This window comes from Halochromatium salexigens, from assembly GCF_016653295.1.
GTDB lineage: Bacteria > Pseudomonadota > Gammaproteobacteria > Chromatiales > Chromatiaceae > Lamprobacter > Lamprobacter salexigens.
This window is the reverse complement of sequence record NZ_NHSF01000074.1, coordinates 1-15475: the sequence shown is the minus strand read 5'-3', so window position 1 is coordinate 15475 and position 15475 is coordinate 1. Positions and strand designations below refer to the sequence as shown.

Annotated in this window: 13 protein-coding genes and 1 pseudogene; 7 read left to right on the top strand and 7 right to left on the bottom strand. The window is 64.3% G+C overall.

Annotation, left to right across the window (positions count from 1 at the left end; genetic code table 11):
* Positions 1-88 precede the first annotated feature (88 nt).
* Positions 89-1291 (bottom strand): L,D-transpeptidase family protein, encoded by a 1203-nt coding sequence (locus tag CCR82_RS16215; RefSeq protein ID WP_201246854.1) that lies wholly within the window; start codon positions 1289-1291, stop codon positions 89-91.
* Between the two features lie 296 nt (positions 1292-1587).
* On the opposite strand from CCR82_RS16215, the gene CCR82_RS16210 reads away from it, so the two are divergent.
* Together CCR82_RS16210 and CCR82_RS16205 are read left to right on the top strand one after the other, a co-directional pair.
* Positions 1588-2382, top strand: coding sequence for a DUF4198 domain-containing protein (locus CCR82_RS16210; RefSeq protein WP_201246853.1), 795 nt, complete (start codon positions 1588-1590; stop codon positions 2380-2382).
* Positions 2383-2469: 87 nt separating this feature from the next.
* Positions 2470-3984 carry a replication-associated recombination protein A gene (locus CCR82_RS16205; protein WP_338073195.1) on the top strand — a complete coding sequence of 505 codons (1515 nt, stop codon included), beginning with the start codon at positions 2470-2472 and terminating at the stop codon, positions 3982-3984.
* A 24-nt stretch (positions 3985-4008) separates the two neighbouring features.
* Here the strand turns inward: CCR82_RS16205 and CCR82_RS16200 are convergent, their stop codons facing one another.
* Positions 4009-4638: a tetratricopeptide repeat protein gene (locus tag CCR82_RS16200; protein ID WP_201246851.1), complete on the bottom strand. Its 630-nt coding sequence runs from the start codon at positions 4636-4638 to the stop codon at positions 4009-4011.
* Positions 4639-5041: 403 nt separating this feature from the next.
* On the opposite strand from CCR82_RS16200, the gene crcB reads away from it, so the two are divergent.
* From crcB to CCR82_RS16180, 4 genes are all read left to right on the top strand, one after another.
* Positions 5042-5428, top strand: a complete 387-nt coding sequence (crcB, locus tag CCR82_RS16195) for a fluoride efflux transporter CrcB (RefSeq protein ID WP_201246850.1) — start codon at positions 5042-5044, stop codon at positions 5426-5428.
* Between the two features lie 16 nt (positions 5429-5444).
* A complete protein-coding gene (gene serS / locus CCR82_RS16190) occupies positions 5445-6731 on the top strand; it encodes a serine--tRNA ligase (RefSeq protein ID WP_201246849.1) in 1287 nt (428 codons plus the stop codon).
* Between the two features lie 100 nt (positions 6732-6831).
* Positions 6832-7200, top strand: coding sequence for a DUF4870 family protein (locus tag CCR82_RS16185; protein ID WP_242513549.1), 369 nt, complete (start codon positions 6832-6834; stop codon positions 7198-7200).
* A gap of 88 nt (positions 7201-7288) precedes the next feature.
* Complete coding sequence (locus CCR82_RS16180; RefSeq protein WP_201246848.1) at positions 7289-8452, top strand: aminotransferase class I/II-fold pyridoxal phosphate-dependent enzyme; 1164 nt, start codon at positions 7289-7291, stop codon at positions 8450-8452.
* On the opposite strand, the gene CCR82_RS16175 is transcribed toward CCR82_RS16180, so the two are convergent.
* The 3 genes from CCR82_RS16175 to CCR82_RS16165 all read right to left on the bottom strand — a co-directional run bounded on the left by CCR82_RS16175 (position 8447) and on the right by CCR82_RS16165 (position 12619).
* The gene (locus CCR82_RS16175) at positions 8447-10030 is read right to left on the bottom strand and encodes a sensor domain-containing diguanylate cyclase (protein ID WP_201246847.1); all 1584 of its coding nucleotides are present in this window, start codon (positions 10028-10030) and stop codon (positions 8447-8449) included. The two genes, CCR82_RS16180 and CCR82_RS16175, sit on opposite strands and share 6 nt — an antisense overlap.
* Before the next feature lie 64 nt (positions 10031-10094).
* Positions 10095-11207: a DUF72 domain-containing protein gene (locus CCR82_RS16170; RefSeq protein ID WP_201246846.1), complete on the bottom strand. Its 1113-nt coding sequence runs from the start codon at positions 11205-11207 to the stop codon at positions 10095-10097.
* Complete coding sequence (locus tag CCR82_RS16165) at positions 11207-12619, bottom strand: DegQ family serine endoprotease (protein WP_201246845.1); 1413 nt, start codon at positions 12617-12619, stop codon at positions 11207-11209. The genes CCR82_RS16170 and CCR82_RS16165 overlap by 1 nt, the downstream gene beginning before the upstream one ends.
* Positions 12620-12747: 128 nt before the next feature.
* Between CCR82_RS16165 and CCR82_RS16160 the strand changes: the two genes are divergently transcribed.
* Positions 12748-14919, top strand: a complete 2172-nt coding sequence (locus CCR82_RS16160) for a polysaccharide deacetylase family protein (RefSeq protein ID WP_201246844.1) — start codon at positions 12748-12750, stop codon at positions 14917-14919.
* Here CCR82_RS16160 and CCR82_RS16155 read toward each other — a convergent pair.
* Together CCR82_RS16155 and CCR82_RS16150 are read right to left on the bottom strand one after the other, a co-directional pair.
* A pseudogene (locus CCR82_RS16155) lies at positions 14907-15029 on the bottom strand (YjbQ family protein); the annotation flags it as partial. The gene CCR82_RS16160 and the pseudogene CCR82_RS16155 sit on opposite strands and share 13 nt — an antisense overlap.
* 9 nt (positions 15030-15038) lie before the next feature.
* The coding region (locus CCR82_RS16150; RefSeq protein ID WP_201246843.1) for an ISAs1 family transposase at positions 15039-15475 on the bottom strand (437 nt) is incomplete at its 5' end.

The window sequence follows — 15475 nt, the reverse complement described above, 5'->3', positions numbered from 1 at the left end:
TGCATCGGCCAGAGGCGGCAAGGCGGCGAACCTATGAACAGTTGCTGGACGCGTTCTACAGAAGAGCGCGTTCAGCGAGCCTGATTATTCAGCCGTCGTCGTTGTTTGAAGCGCCAAGATCCACCGATTGAATCGGTGGCGACTCGGGCGCGGGCAAGCGCCGTGGCGCCGTGGGCGCTCGATCCTCCACCGCCTGCCTGGGTTCGGAGCCCTGTGCTTCGGCGGTAGCGGTCTCTGCTGCATCGACAGTGTCGGCACTTGTTCCGCTTAGCGCCTCGGTGGTGTCTGTACGAGGTGGTGCGCTGCGCCCTTGCTCTTGCCGATCTTGCGATGACGGTGCATTGACTGGCTCGCTGCGACCGACGCTCGTCTCGGGCTGATCGGCCGTGGTTGAATCGGTCTCCTCAGCCTCGGCAGCCGTGTTATCGGTGCGTGGCGGCGTCTCCGCTTGCGCCTCCGTTTGTGACTCGGAGCCTGAATCCTCGTTGCGCTCCGCTGGGGCCTCGGTGCTGGCTTCGGACTGGCGTTCAGCCTTGGCCACGCGATTGCGTCTTTCTTGCGCGCGCTGCTGGCGAATGCGCTCGGCATAGTCGCCATAATCCGGGCCGTTGCCAATCACCGTGACGCGGGTGCCGATGTCGGCATGGGCGAATAGGCTCGAGGCGACCTCGTCCGGGAGTCGAATGCAGCCATGCGAGGCCGGTTGGCCCGGTTGCGGGATCGCGCCCGCGTGCATGCCGATGCCGTCATAGGTCATGCGCATGAAGTGGGGCATGCGAGCGCCGACGAATTTGCCGCCTTCGGGGATCGGATCGCGAGAATGGGCGTTGCTCTTGTGCAGCCCTCCGCTCGCGTTGTAGATGCGACCGTAGAGGTTGGAGCGCTTCTTTGCGACCTTCTCGATGACCTCGAACTCGCCACTGGGAGTCGGATGAGACGAGACGCCGGAGGCGATGGTCGTCCAGCCCACCTGCTCCAGGCCGTCATAGAAGCGTGCCCGTTGCGCGTTGGTGTCGATTACCACGTGGCTGATGCGGCGTCCCCTGCCATCCCACTCGTAGAGCGGCCCGGGTTCCGGATCCTCTTGGGGTTCGGGAATCGCTTCCTGCGCCACCTCGATCTCTTCGATCTCGTTGAGGTCGACATCGTCGGGCAGTTGCGCGCTGGTTTTGGCGGCCGACTGCGAGGGCAGCTGGGCGCAGCCTCCGAGGAGCAGAACGAGGCCCAGGGCGAACAGCGGCGCCCAGAGTGAGTGACCGATGCGTGTGCGGTGTGTGGTTCGAATATGCATGACTCGAGGTGACATTCACGGAGTCCAACAGTTGCCAGTGCCGGTCATGGTATCGCATTGACGCTATCGGACTGGAAACCGGGCGCACGAAAACCCGCTAACGTCGCCCAAAATGATCAGGATAGCCTGTTCTGACGCCTTCGTAGAGTTCTAATTCTGCATGTATTTTATGGGTTTGTGGAGATTGCGCTATATGATAAATATAAAAAATATCTTATTCTGTGATCGGCCATCAGGGCTTGATCACAGCCAGCGAGCCAAAACCACCGAGCCTAACCACTCAAGAGGACCCTAAGATGTCGTGTAAGCCCGCTTCTGAATCCCGATTCGGCGCCGCGTCGCGCCTGCTCGCCGTGCTGGGCCTGGTGCTGCCGATCGCCGCCCAAGCGCATTTTCTCGAGCTGATCCCCTCGACCGAGATCCTCACCGCCGAGACCGGTCCGGCACTGACACTGGCACTGAGCTTCACCCATCCGATGGAGCGCGGGCCGGCGATGGCGATGGACACGCCGGCGCGCTTCGGTGTGCTGACAGCCGAGGGTCGCGAGGATCTGTCGCCTCGGCTGCAGGCCGTCGAGCGCGATGGGCAACGCGCCTACAGCGCCGAGTATCGCGTCTCGGAGCCCGGCGACTACCTGTTCTTCGTCGAGCCGGCGCCGTATTGGGAACCCGCCGAGGGGGTGATGATCGTCCATTACACCAAGACCGTGGTCGATGCCTTCGGCGCCGAAGAGGGCTGGGACCGCATGGTCGGCTTCCCGGTCGAGATCGAGCCCTTGGTGCGCCCCTATGGACTCTGGGCCGGCAACCTGTTCACCGGTGTTGTGACCCGCGATGGCGAGCCGGTGCCCTTTGCCACGGTCGAGGTGGAATGGCGCAATGATGGCTCGGTCGAGCCACCGGCGGCGGCTTTCGTGACCCAGGTGCTGAAGGCGGATGCCAACGGCGTCTTCAGCTATGCGATGCCCCGCGCCGGCTGGTGGGGCTTCGCCGCGTTGCTCGAGGGTGAGGCGCCGATGACCAACCCGGATGGCGAGTCGGTGCCGGTCGAGCAGGGCGCGTTGATCTGGGTGCATGCCCGCGAGATGTAAACTCTTCGGCTCGTTTGTTGCGGGCATGATTCAATGAGCCGGTCTTCCAGTAAACCACCGCTATCGCAGATTCCCCTGGCGGAGCGGATGCGCCCGCGGAGTCTCGATGAGGTGGTCGGCCAGTCGCATCTGCTCGCGCCGGGGCGAACGCTGCGCGAGGCCATTAGTGCGGATCGACCGCATTCGGCGATCTTCTGGGGACCACCCGGCACCGGCAAGACCACCTTGGCGCGGCTAATCGCGGCCGCGTCGAACAGCCGCTTCTTGAGTCTGTCGGCGGTGCTGGCGGGCGTGAAGGACATCCGCGTCGCAGTCGACGAGGCGCGGCAGGTGCGACTGGCCGAGCAGCGCGGCACCATTCTGTTCATCGACGAGGTTCATCGTTTCAACAAGGCGCAGCAGGATGCCTTTTTGCCGCATGTCGAAGACGGCACCCTGGTCTTTATCGGCGCAACCACCGAAAATCCTTCCTTTGCACTCAACAACGCGCTGCTGTCGCGGGCGCGTGTCTATCTGCTGAAGCCGCTGCAGCTGGTCGATCTAGAGCAGCTGGCGGATCGTGCGCTGAGCGACTCCGAGCGGGGGTTGGCGCCTGCTCCAACGCTTGATCCCCCTAAGGGCGCTGTGATGGCCCCTCAACCTGATCGTCAAACAGACTCGACAGTGAGGTCCAGAGACCACAGGGCCTCGGATTCGGGCACCAGCGACCAGGGGCGCATCCTGATCGATGCCGAGGCGCGGCGCTTGCTCGCCGAGGCTGCCGATGGCGATGCGCGACGGCTGCTGAACCTGCTGGAGCTGGCTGCTGATCTGGCCGTGCCGGTCGCCCCTGAACGCCAGCCTGAATCAGGGCCACAATCGGGGTCAGGGGCGGATTCAGGGCCAGACCTCGGTAGCGCACCCACACAGGGGTCCAGGCTCGAGTCAGCGCCAGCGCTTGGCGCTAGCCGCCGCATCGGCGTTGAGACGCTGCGGCAGGTGATTGAGGGTAGTGTCCGCCGCTTCGATAAGGGCGGCGATGCCTTTTATGACCAGATCTCGGCGCTGCACAAATCAGTGCGCGGCTCAGCACCCGATGCCGCCCTCTACTGGCTGGCGCGGATGATCGACGGCGGCTGCGACCCGCTCTACCTTGCGCGACGACTCGTGCGCATGGCCAGCGAGGACATTGGCAATGCCGATCCGCGCGCGCTCGCCATCGCGATGGATGCCTGGGACGCGCAGCAGCGTCTCGGCAGCCCGGAGGGTGAGCTGGCGTTGGCGCAGGCGGTGGTCTATTTGGCCAGCGCGGCGAAGAGCAATGCCGTCTATCTGGCCTGGAACAGCGCCCTTGACGAGGTGCGCAAAGAGGGATCGCTGGAGGTACCGGTGCATCTGCGCAACGCGCCCACCCGGCTGATGAAGGAGCTTGGCTACGGCCATGCCTACCGTTACGCCCATGATGAGCCCGACGCCTACGCCGCCGGGGAGTCGTATTTCCCGGATGGCATGGCTCCACGGCGCTACTATCAACCCGTCGAGCGTGGGCTCGAGATTCGGATCAAGGAAAAGCTCGAGCGCCTCGCCGCGCTGGATCGTGCCGCCGCTGCGAAGCATGAATGAGGGATTGAACAACGCTCGGGAGCGTCATAGACCCGCAGGTAAGGTAAAGGGCGCCGCGACTCGATAGGGCAACTCCTGATCGAAAGACCTGGACTGTTGCTGCGCCTCCTTGATCTCCTCGGTGGACAGCAGCTTGGCGATCCGATGACGGTCGATGACCGCGTCCTGATGACCGCGCGCCGCGGCGATATTGCACCAGGCGTAGGCTTTAATCAGATCTTTGTCGGCGCCGATCCCCTTACTTAACATCGATCCCACGCGGTACATCGCGACGGCCTCGCCTTGCACGGCCGCGCGGCGATACCATTCGAGCGCCTGTTCATAATCCTGAATAACACCGCTACCGTTTTCGTGCAGGATGCCTAGCATCAACTGCGCTCTGACGTGGCCCTCATCGGCGGCTTGCCGTAGCCATTTCGCTGCGTCGGGGAGCGTAGAACTGTCTTCACGATAGGTTGACCGACGAAGGAGTTCGATGCCCTTGCGGTAGTTGTGCTCGGCGTGGTCGAGCATCCCCGCCTCGGCGTCCGCTTCAGCTTCAGCTTCGGTATCGGCTTTAGCTTCAGCGATCATTTCATTGCGCGCTTGCCCGGTGATGTCATACTCCAAGGTTGCGGGCTGATAACGCATCACCACGGCGAGGGCAGCGCTCATCACTAATAGAGCGAAGGCACCCAATCCCCAAGAATAGAGTGTCGACAGATCCCGTGCCGGGAAACGCGCACGACAGTCGCGACAACGAAAGAATCGGGTGAAAAAAGGAAGGCTCTTGCGGCTCGGGTCCGACGTCTTTCTATGGGATCGACGGATATTGCTGCTTCCGCATTGAGGACATTTCACAGTGACCATGGACGCAACGAGCAAGGGGTCTGGGCCGCAGTGCGAAAGATCCGGATCGCTCACTGACTTCGGCGGATCGAAAGGAAGCTTAAAGATTAGCCGGAGGCGCAGGGTCGGTCAACGCGGCGTCTTGCATCCACCAGCGAGCGACCTTGGTCAGCCTTGCCGGTTCGGGTAAGATTCGGCCCGAATCCTGACCGAGGACACGGGTGCGCGGATGATGCAACTCTTGGTGATCGCGGGCGGCGGCGCGCTCGGCGCGATGGCGCGCTTCGGCGTCTCGAATGGTCTGTATCGATGGCTCGGGCGCGACTTTCCCTGGGGCACCCTGGCCGTGAACGGGCTCGGCTCCTATGCGATGGGACTGCTGTTCGTGTTCTTCGTGGAGCGTGGCCCGGTGGCGCCTGAATGGCGCGCGGCGCTGCTGGTCGGCTTTCTCGGTTCTTTCACCACCTTCTCGACCTTCTCGCTCGAGACCCTGGCGCTGGTGGAGCAAGGCGAGGCGGTGCGCGCGCTGCTGAACGTCGCTGGGAGCGTGCTGCTCTGTCTCGGCGCTTGCTGGTTCGGCCTCATCAGTGCCAGGCTATTCTATGACCTCGCCTGACTGAACAGAACACACCATGCTTGACCCCAAACTTCTTCGCAGCGACCTCGAACAGGTCGCCGCGCAGCTCGCGCGTCGCGGCTTCGCCCTCGATGTCGCCCGCATCGAGGCCCTCGAGACCCGCCGCAAGGCGCTGCAGGGCGAGGTGCAGGAGCTGCAGAATCAGCGCAACGTGAAATCCAAGGCGATCGGCAAGGCCAAGGCGGCCGGCGAGGACATCGAGCCGATCAAGGCCGAGGTCGCCGCCTTTGCCGATCGACTCAAGGCGATGGATGCCGAACTCGAGGACATCCAGCAGGCGCTGCGCGAGATCGCCCTCGGCATCCCCAACCTGCCCGATGCCAGCGTGCCCGATGGCGCCGATGAGAGCGCCAACCGCGTCGAGCGCCGCTGGGGCGAGCCGCGCGCCTTCGACTTCGAGCCCAAGGACCATGTCGACCTTGGCGTACCGGCGGGCTGGATCGATTTCGATGCCGCCGCCAAGCTCACCGCCTCGCGCTTCGCCGTGCTCAACGGCCCGATGGCGCGGCTGCATCGGGCGCTGATCCAATTCATGCTCGATCTGCACACCGAAGAGCACGGCTACAGCGAGACCTATGTGCCCTATCTGGTCAACGCCGACAGCCTGCGCGGCACCGGTCAGCTGCCGAAGTTCGAGGAAGACCTGTTCCGGGTGCCGGGGCCGGAGCGCGACTTCTACCTGATCCCGACCGCCGAGGTGCCAGTCACCAACTTGGTGCGGGATCTGATCTGCGATGCCGCTAGCTTGCCGCGCAAATGGGTCGCGCACACGCCCTGCTTCCGCAGCGAGGCCGGTTCCTACGGCAAGGACACCCGCGGCATGATCCGTCAGCATCAGTTCGAGAAGGTCGAGCTGGTGCAGGCGGTGCGCCCGCAAGACGCATTCGCCGCACTGGAAGCGCTCACTGGCCATGCCGAGACGGTGCTGCAGCGCCTCGGGCTGCCCTATCAGGTGGTCACCCTCTGCACCGGCGATCTCGGCTTCTCGGCAGTGAAGACCTACGATCTCGAGGTCTGGCTGCCCGGCCAGCAACGCTATCGCGAGATCTCCTCCTGCTCCTGCTTCGGCGACTTCCAGGCGCGGCGGCTACAGGCGCGCTGGCGCAATCCCGAGACCAACAAGCCCGAGCTGCTGCATACGCTGAACGGCTCCGGGCTTGCGGTTGGGCGCACGCTGGTCGCGGTGTTGGAGAACTATCAGCAGGCCGATGGCAGTATTGAGGTGCCTGAGGTGCTTAAGCCGTACATGCGTGGCTTGACGGTCCTGGAGCCGACTCGTTGATATGGTTCCGTTACTGCCTGTCTGCTGATGTGACGTTTACGGTTGCGATGCTCGATCAACCGATGCAGACGATGTCCTTATGTTCGACCGGAGCGCTGCTATGAAAGAGCCTATGCCAACCCCGCCATCGACCTCCAACTCATCCACCTCTAACGCGCAGATCATCTACATCCTCTATCTGGTCAGTCTGGTGGTTGGCGTTACTGGGATTGTCGGCGTGATCATGGCCTATGTGTATCGCGGTGATGCGCCGGACTGGCTCCGCAGTCACTATCAATTCCAGATCCGCACCTTTTGGATTGGGTTGCTCTATGTCGTCCTGGGGATGTTGCTCAGCATGGTGCTGGTCGGTTTCCTGCTGCTGTTGTTCTGGCTGATCTGGCTCATCCTGCGCTGCGTGAAGGGCATGCAGCAGCTGGAGCGCCGCGAGCCCGTGACCGACCTCGAGACCTGGCTGTGGCCGAAATAGTGCCAACCGCTCAAGATAAGATTGACTTGCAGGCGTCTTTCGTTAGCAGGAATTTCGTGCGCAGCGGATGGTGAGCGGCATCGATGCAATGACAGGCCGCCTGGCGCAACGCATGGCGCTGATCCAGCCGTTTCATGTGATGGAAGTGCTGGCCAAGGCGCAGGCGCTGGAGAGCGCCCGCCGTGATGTGATCCACCTCGAGATCGGCGAGCCGGATTTCCCGACTCCAGAGCCGATCGTCGCGCGTGCGCAGGTGGCCTTGCAGGCTGGGCAGACGCGCTATACCGCTGCGCAAGGTTTGCCGGAGCTGCGCGCACTCATTGCCGCGCAGTATCCCGCCGCGGCGCGCCCAGCACCGGAGCGGGTGGCCTTGGTGCCGGGCTCCTCCGCGGCCCTCTTGGTCAGCTTCGCGCTGCTGCTCGATCCTGGCGATGAGGTGCTGCTGGCCGATCCGGGCTATCCCTGCAACGCCAACTTCATCCAACTCTTCGGTGGGGTGCCGGTGCGCATCCCTTGTGGTCCAGACACCGGCTATCAGCTCACGCCTGAGCTGATCCGCGCGCATTGGACCGAGCATACCCGCGCGGTGCTGCTCGGCTCGCCGGCGAATCCGACTGGCAGTGTGATCGCGCCCGAGCCGATGAGCGCTATCGTCGATGAGGTGCGTCGGCTCGGCGGCGCCCTGGTCGTCGACGAGATCTATCATGGCCTGGTCTACGACACCCCAGTGCGCAGCGCACTGCACGACGGCGACGACCTCTTCGTGATCAACAGCTTCTCGAAGTTCTACGGCATGACTGGCTGGCGGCTCGGCTGGCTAGTCACACCAGAAGGCTACGACGATGCGGTCACGCGGCTATGCCAGAACCTGTTCATCTCGGCGCCGACCGTCTCTCAGCACGCTGCGCTGGCCGCCTTCGAGCCGGCGACCTTGGCTGAGCTGGAACGCCGACGCCGGGCATTCCAAGAGCGCCGCGACTTTTTGGTTCCAGCGTTGCGCCAGCTTGGCTTTCGGATTCCGTTACAGCCGGCCGGTGCCTTCTATGTCTATGCCGATGTGAGCGGCTTCACCGACGACAGCCAGCGCTTTGCCGCGGATGTGCTCGAGCAGACAGGCGTCGCGATCACCCCCGGGCGGGATTTCGGCGACTACCGCCAAGTTGAGCATCTGCGGTTCTCCTATGCTGCCCCGCTCGATCGGCTACAAGAGGCCGTTGAGCGCTTGCGCGGCTGGCTCGAGAGCAGATCATGATAGAGCAAGACAAATCCGATTCTTGCCCTCGCCCTTGGCCTGATACATGGCGTCATCCGCCAATCGCATCAGGGTCTCGGGGTCTTCGCTATCGTCTGGCCAAAGGGCGAGCCTGATACTGGCGCCAACGTGCATCTCGTTCCAGGACAAGGCCTCGATGCCTTCGCGCAGCTTTTGGGCAGCCTTCTGCGCCGCGGCAAGGTTGGCGACCTCTGCGAGCAAGACCACGAACTCATCGCCACCCTGCCGGGCTGCTAGATCAGAGGCGCGGCAGCTGGACTTCAGGATCTGCGCCACATCGATCAGCACCTGGTCGCCGGCTTTATGGCCATGGCGATCGTTGATGGCCTTGAAGCCGTCGAGGTCCATGTAGAGCAGCGCGAAGCGACGCTCGTGGCGCCTTGAACGCTCGATCTCTTGCAACAGCCGCTCTTCGAAGGTGATCCGATTGGCCAGGCCGGTGAGCGGGTCGAAGCGCGCCAAGGACTCGAGATGCGCGCGGTGACGGCGTCGTTCGGTGGCGACGACCAGCCAGGCCCAGGTGCCGATGGCGAGCAACACCAGGACCACAATGCCGGCGATCACGGCCTGGAAGATGGCCTCACGGCGCCAGCCGTTGATTACGGCTTGCGGTACATGGGATACCAGTGTCCAACGATAGCCCGTCTCGGACAGCGCCTCAGCCCGGAGGCCATTGCGCTGGAAGCAGCCCTTGAGGCCATTGAGGGGGTAATAATTCTCGAACGTGAACAGACCCTCGGGCGAGTAGATGGCTCCGCTGAGCTGCTGGTCGATCTGCTCCCAAACAGCAGGATACAGCTGGCCCATCCGCTCTTCTGAGCGCTCCGGGAACATGAAGCCCCAGCTCGTCGGGGGCGGCTCGGGTGTCACCAGCCAATAGCCCTTGTTGTTGAGCATCATCGGCTCACCAACACTGACGGCGCCGGCGGCCTTGACCTGATCGAGCATCTTCTGCGCCATCACATTGATCAGCACGATGCCGCGTTTCTGTCCCTCGGCATCAGCCACTGGGGTGCCGATTCGGATCATCGGCTTGTACGGCTGCTCGATGATGCCCTGCTCCATGTTCAGGTCCAGAGGCGAGACGTAGAGCTGTCCCGGCTCAAGCGCAAAGGTATCGCTGAAGTAGTAGCGGTGCGACTTATCCTGCAGTGCCGCGTCAGTGACAATGGCGGGTGAGCCGTCATTGTGATTGACCCTGACGACCTCCTGTCCGCGTTCGTCTAGAAATCGGATCTGGTCGTAATCCTCGGCATTGCGCGCGAGCGCGAGGTACTCCGCGGCCATCGCCAAGCGCGCTTGCGGTCGGTTGTCCAGGAGCAGGCGGTAAAGCTCGTTCTGTTGCGCGAGTACGCAGAGGTCCGTGGCCACAGCCTGCAGTCTGCTCTGGACGGCTTGGCGTTGCAGATCCACGGCGAAGCGCTCGCGGTGCTCGACGGCGTCTAAGCGCGTTGAGATCGACCAGAACGCATAGCCGCTGAGACCAACAATCGGGACCAGGGCCAACAGCGGAAAGATGAGCAGGAATGCGCGCCAGGGCGCAGGGTCTGTTTGCATTGGCGCATGCTAGCGGAATTGCAGCTCAGGTGCCGCTGCGCCTGGCTGTTGCTTCGCCTGGGTGCTATTGATGCAACCGCCGAGCGAGTTCGACTAAGGTGAGCGGGGCCGAGCCCTCGGCCTTGTTGTTGACAATGACGAAGGTCGAGCGGCGTTGTGCTCGTGCTTTCAACACCGCGCGGGCGACTTGGGCGCGGCTTTCGGGGTCAGGCTCGCACAGGCGGTCGAAGGGGGCGTAGTGAGTGCGTGCCTCGGCGTAACGATGATTGCGGCGGAGCAGCCAGCGGATCACGATCGGGCCGTCGTCGGCGGAGCCTGAGAACAGTTCCAGCTGCTGGGTCAGGGGTGGCAGGCGAGGATGCAACGCCAGCCCGGGGACGGCGCCACCATGATGTAGGGCCGCGGCAAGATCAGGGGTCAGGAGAGCGGCGTCGCGCAGCTCCACCGCATACACCGGCCCCTTGGGTAACCGAATCAGGAAGCGATAGAGGGCCTCAGCGAAGCGGCGTGGCGCGATGCGATCGCTTCCGGCCATGGGCGGGAACTGCCACAGCAAGACGCCAGCCTTGCTGCCCAAAGCCTCTTGATAGGGCTGCACCGCGACCTCTGTTGCCTGTTCCGGATCGAGAAAGCCGGGGTTGGGGCCGATCGGACGCCCCCGCGCGGCGCGCCGATAGCGATCCGTGATCAAGGCCGGCGCCTTGACGACGAACCGGAACTGCGCTGGCACCTGCTCGGCCCAGTGCCGCAGTCTCGTTGCATCGAGCGGCGCGTAGAAGCCGCTATCGATGCCAACGCTGCGCAGCAGCGGATGCTGGGCATAGGCCGGCAATCCCTGCCGGGATAGATTGGCCTTGCCGGTGGGCGCGCCGTAGATCAGCCCGGACCAGCCCGGGAAAGACCAGGACGAGGTGCCGAGGTAGAGGCCGTTGTTGAGCGTGTCGGCTAGCGCGGTGGCTAGATCCTGGACCTCAGCCGTAGGCGTCGCCGCAGGAATGGTTGGCGGCTTCTCATGGTCCGTAGGTGGCGGATCGCGGTCGACCTTCGCGAGCACCCCTCGCTCATCGTTCTGCGCCGCGTTAGCAGCCTGCTCGATCAGGTCTCGTCCGTCGGGCGCATCAGGTGGGTTAGGCGCATCGACAAGATCGAGTCCATCGAGCAGGCTCAGCTGCCGCATCAGCGCCGCGCGAGCAAGAGCAGTTGGCCATCGCGGAAGACTTGTGCGCTGAAGAGCCCGCCGGCTGCGTTCAGCGCTGCGGCCAGATCATCGAGCTGTGCGATCGAGCGGCGGTTGGCTTGGACGATCAGATCTCCCTCGCGCAAGCCGTTCTGCCAGGCCGGGCTGCCGGGGCGCAGCGGGCCGACCACGACGACGCGGGTTTGGGTACGGTTTGGGCGTCGCGTTGCCTCGCCGATCAAGGCGCCTTCGAGCGCTGGGCTGAGGGTCTCGCCGTGAACAAAATCGGCATAGGGGTCGTCGATCTGCGCCTTGAGCCGACGGGTCTTGCCGTCGCGCAGCACCTCCAGCTCGATGCGGGTGCCGGGCGGCAACAGGCCGACCCGGGAGCGCAGATCGTTGGCGCTGTTCACCACACGCCCATCGACACCGGTGATGATGTCGCCTGGCTTGAGACCAGCCCGCAACGCGGGCGAGTCGGGCTCCAACGCGGCGACCACGGCGCCGCGAAAGCGATCGATCTCCAAGGCGCTGGCGATCTCCGGGGTCAGATCCTGAACGCCGGCGCCGAACAGGCCGCGGCGCACGCTGCCATGCTCGAGGATCTGCTCGAGCACGATCTTCACCATGTTGGTCGGGATCGCGAAGCCGATGCCGACGTTGCCGCCACCAGGGGCGAGGATGGCGGTGTTGATGCCGACCAGCTCGCCACGCAGGTTGACCAGCGGCCCGCCCGAGTTGCCAGGATTGATCGAGGCATCGGTCTGGATGAAGCTCTCGTAGCCCTCGATGCCGAGCCCAGTGCGCCCGAGCGCGCTGACGATGCCGGAAGTGACCGTGTGCGCGAGCCCGAACGGGCTGCCGATGGCGACGACGAAGTCGCCGACTTGCAGCGCATCGGAGTCGGCGAGCGGAATCGCGGTCAGCTCATCGGCCGCGACCCGCAGCACCGCGATGTCGGTCTCCGGGTCCGAGCCGACCAGCTCGGCCTCGAGCCGGCGGCCATCATCGAAGGTGACGCGAATGGCATCGGCGGCGCGCACCACATGATGGTTGGTCAGGATGATGCCGCGCTTGGCGTCGATCACCACGCCCGAGCCCAGGCTCTGGCTCTCGCGATTGCGCTGATGACCGGGGATGTCGAAGAAGCGGCGAAAGAACGGATCGCGCAGCAGCGGATGCTCGGTGGCCGCGATCTCGGTGACGGTCGAGACATTGACCACGCCGGGCACGGTCTCGGCGAGCATGGGCGCCAGCGACGGCATCGGCTCGCCTTCGACCGCCGCGGGCAGCACCGCGAGCGCCAGCGGTGTCGTTAGCGCCAGCCAGGAGGCGAGCAGCGCGCTGGCGCAGGAGCGAACAAACGGGTGGAGGGGCTGCGCGGCGAGGGCGCGAGGGCTGAATACAGGCATCGTCGTTGGCAACAGCGTCTGCGGTTGGTGGCGTCAATGGAGGCAGCGGGCATGGCCGGCTGTGTCGGCATGCCGTCTTGGGACAATCGTACAATACATGGATCATGTTGATCGAAGGATTCAAACCCATGCCCCTCTTCACTCGTTTTCTTGGCATCGAATGCCCGTCGCGGCTCGAGATGGCCGCTGATGGCGCCTATCCCGCCTTTCGGGTTGGCTTCAGCGCCGATGGTGAGATCCCATTCCCGCAGATCATCGTTCGGGCGTCCGGCCGCGAGACCCTGGTCAATGGCGACGCCATCGTCGGCTCCGAGGAGGCCGGCGGTCGCTGGCATTATCAGGCGACGGTGCCGGCCGGCCGCGCAGCGGGCGAGCGGCTCGAACTGCAGCTCGAGGGCTGTCGGCGCGCCGAGATCCAGCAGGCCGGCGGTGGCGATTGGATCAAGACCTTCACTGAAGTGCGGCTCGAGCGCGCTGGCGGGGGCGCGGCGGCTGAGGACGCAGACCGGGCGGCGAGCGAACACCGCTCTACAAGCGCCCAGGTCCAGCCCGCGATGTCCAACGGGGCCGAAGTCAAGCTCTACTTCGGCATCCACAAGCACATGCACCAGCCCTATTACGACACCACCAACCCAGACGACTGGGATGGCGAGAAGGACGAGATCTTCGGCTCGCGCGGTGGCAATTACACCGATTTCGTCCCGGCGGCGGTGCGCCAGTACATCGATGGCGGTCTGGCGCACGCGGGGCTGTCGACGAGCTGGAGCGGCACCCTGATCGAGCAGCTCGAGCGCAGCGCCGAGCTGGGTCGCTGTGGCGGGCGCTTCAGCGGCTGGAACGGCGCGCTGCGCGAGATGGCGGCCGCCAAGACCAGGCTCGGCAACCCGCGCCTGGCGTTCTCGGCGTTCGGCTTCTACCACCCGCTGATGCCGCTGATCCCGCACCGTGACATCGTGCGCAATCTCCAGCGCCATCGTCAGCTGATCGAGCGCGTGTTCGGCGCCGAGGCCTCGCGCGTACTCTTCCCGCCCGAGACGGCGTTCCATGTACGCATGATCCCGGCGCTGGTCGAGGCCGGCGTCGAGGCGGTGATCTATGACTCCATCCATCGCTTCCGGGCCTGCCAGGACTACCCCTACGCCGGCATCGAGGAAGGCATGCTGCCGCCGAACCCGGCCGACCAGGTCAACCCGCCGGTCGACGACTGGCTGCAGCTGCACAACATCTGGGCCGCCTCGAAGATCAGCCCGAGCCTGCTGCGGCCCGAGTATGTCGGCTACGAAGACGCCGACGGTGAGCTGCACAAGCTCATCGCGATCCCGGCCGAGCGTTACATCGGCAACGAGGATGCACGCGGCGGCTTCGGTGCGCTGCAGTATCCCGATGTGCTCGGTCAGCTCTACCAGCGCATCGTCGACACTGGCAGTTTCGATCCCGAGCATCCGCCGTTCTTCCTGCTGCACTCCGATGGCGACAACCACGGCGGCGGCGCCGACAGCTACTACCATCACAACACCGGCCAGTTGGTCGAGTGGCTGCAACGCGATCCGCGCTTCGAGCTGACCACGGCCGAGGACTATCTGCAGCGCTTCCCGCCGGACCCGAATCAGGTCGTTCACATCGAACCCGGCTCCTGGGCTGGCGCCGACAACGGCGATCCGCAGTTCATGAAGTGGTTCAGCCGCTACGATCAGCCCTATTCGCCGGATCTCAACTCCTGGGCCGTGCTCACCGCTTTTCAGGATCTGGTACACACGCTCGAGGACAGCGTGCCCGAGCATCCGGCGCTGGCCGAGGCGGTGCGCCTGCTGCTGACCGCAGAAACGAGCTGCTATTGGTACTGGACCGGGCAGTCGGCGTGGGATCAGCAGGTGACCAACGCAGCCAACCTGGGCTACAGCCGGCTGAAGGCCAAACTCGACGCGCTGGTCGCCGCCGGTCGCGATCGGCGCGGGCCGACCATCTTCCCGCCCTGGATCATGCCGGAGAATCCAGGCGGCAAGTGCTGGGGCCAGGGCTGCCTGCTCGATGCCCCGCGCGAGGCGGTGGTACACAGCTTCGTCGCCGACTGCTCGGGGCTGAAGCGGGTCGAGCTGGTGCTGCGCGGTGAGGCCGGTGAGCAGCGCCTACCGATGCACGATCACGGTCCCTATCCGTCGCAGACCGGCGCCGCATTGATCGCCCATGACTTCACCGCGCAACTGCCGGTCGGCGCCGGTGATATTCGCTATTACATCGAGGCCGAGGATCAGTGCGGCAATGTCACGCGCGGCAGTCTGGAGCGGATTCATTTGGCCTGAGTTGACCCAAAGCAGGTCACCACCAGTGTGCGCTGATGGCTGTGTGTGCGGTGTTCCCACAGAAACAGCCCTTGCCAGGTGCCCAGCGCGAGCCGGCCCTGGCGGCCAGGGCAATCGCATCAAGCTTTGCTAATATTAGCGTTTCCTGATAATTTTGTTTTCTCGTCACTTTTGGGCCACTCAAAGAGCAGTTTTGTCAGGTAATCCTCGTTGCAAGCGGCCTTCAAGCGTTTGTTCTGCAGCCCAAGCTTGGTGTCATCATTCTTCAGCCGTGAGAGCGCGAGGTGACGCAAGACGGCGAGATTCTCACGCGCCACCGGCTGGCGCACACGGCACTCATCCTCGCGAAAGGCGATGTCGAGGTTCCAATGCAAGCTGTTTTCAACGCCCCAGTGACCGCGCACGGCGTGGGCAAACCGGGTCGCGCTGGTGCCGATGCTGCCGATGAAATACCGGGTTTCGATCGCGACCTGGCCGTCGATCTCGCGGCGCGATTCGACCAGGCCGATCATGTTCATCCCCTCCCACAACTTGCTGCGGGGCACCCCGGAGAGAT

What these genes read in the sequence shown, in the direction of transcription:
- CCR82_RS16215 (WP_201246854.1), bottom strand. Translation starts at nt 1,291, where the DNA reads ATGCATATTCGAACCACACACCGCACACGCATCGGTCACTCACTCTGG.
- CCR82_RS16210 (WP_201246853.1), top strand. Translation starts at nt 1,588, where the DNA reads ATGTCGTGTAAGCCCGCTTCTGAATCCCGATTCGGCGCCGCGTCGCGC.
- CCR82_RS16205 (WP_338073195.1), top strand. Translation starts at nt 2,470, where the DNA reads ATGCGCCCGCGGAGTCTCGATGAGGTGGTCGGCCAGTCGCATCTGCTC.
- CCR82_RS16200 (WP_201246851.1), bottom strand. Translation starts at nt 4,638, where the DNA reads ATGAGCGCTGCCCTCGCCGTGGTGATGCGTTATCAGCCCGCAACCTTG.
- crcB (WP_201246850.1), top strand. Translation starts at nt 5,042, where the DNA reads ATGATGCAACTCTTGGTGATCGCGGGCGGCGGCGCGCTCGGCGCGATG.
- serS (WP_201246849.1), top strand. Translation starts at nt 5,445, where the DNA reads ATGCTTGACCCCAAACTTCTTCGCAGCGACCTCGAACAGGTCGCCGCG.
- CCR82_RS16185 (WP_242513549.1), top strand. Translation starts at nt 6,832, where the DNA reads ATGAAAGAGCCTATGCCAACCCCGCCATCGACCTCCAACTCATCCACC.
- CCR82_RS16180 (WP_201246848.1), top strand. Translation starts at nt 7,289, where the DNA reads ATGACAGGCCGCCTGGCGCAACGCATGGCGCTGATCCAGCCGTTTCAT.
- CCR82_RS16175 (WP_201246847.1), bottom strand. Translation starts at nt 10,030, where the DNA reads ATGCAAACAGACCCTGCGCCCTGGCGCGCATTCCTGCTCATCTTTCCG.
- CCR82_RS16170 (WP_201246846.1), bottom strand. Translation starts at nt 11,207, where the DNA reads ATGCGGCAGCTGAGCCTGCTCGATGGACTCGATCTTGTCGATGCGCCT.
- CCR82_RS16165 (WP_201246845.1), bottom strand. Translation starts at nt 12,619, where the DNA reads ATGCCTGTATTCAGCCCTCGCGCCCTCGCCGCGCAGCCCCTCCACCCG.
- CCR82_RS16160 (WP_201246844.1), top strand. Translation starts at nt 12,748, where the DNA reads ATGCCCCTCTTCACTCGTTTTCTTGGCATCGAATGCCCGTCGCGGCTC.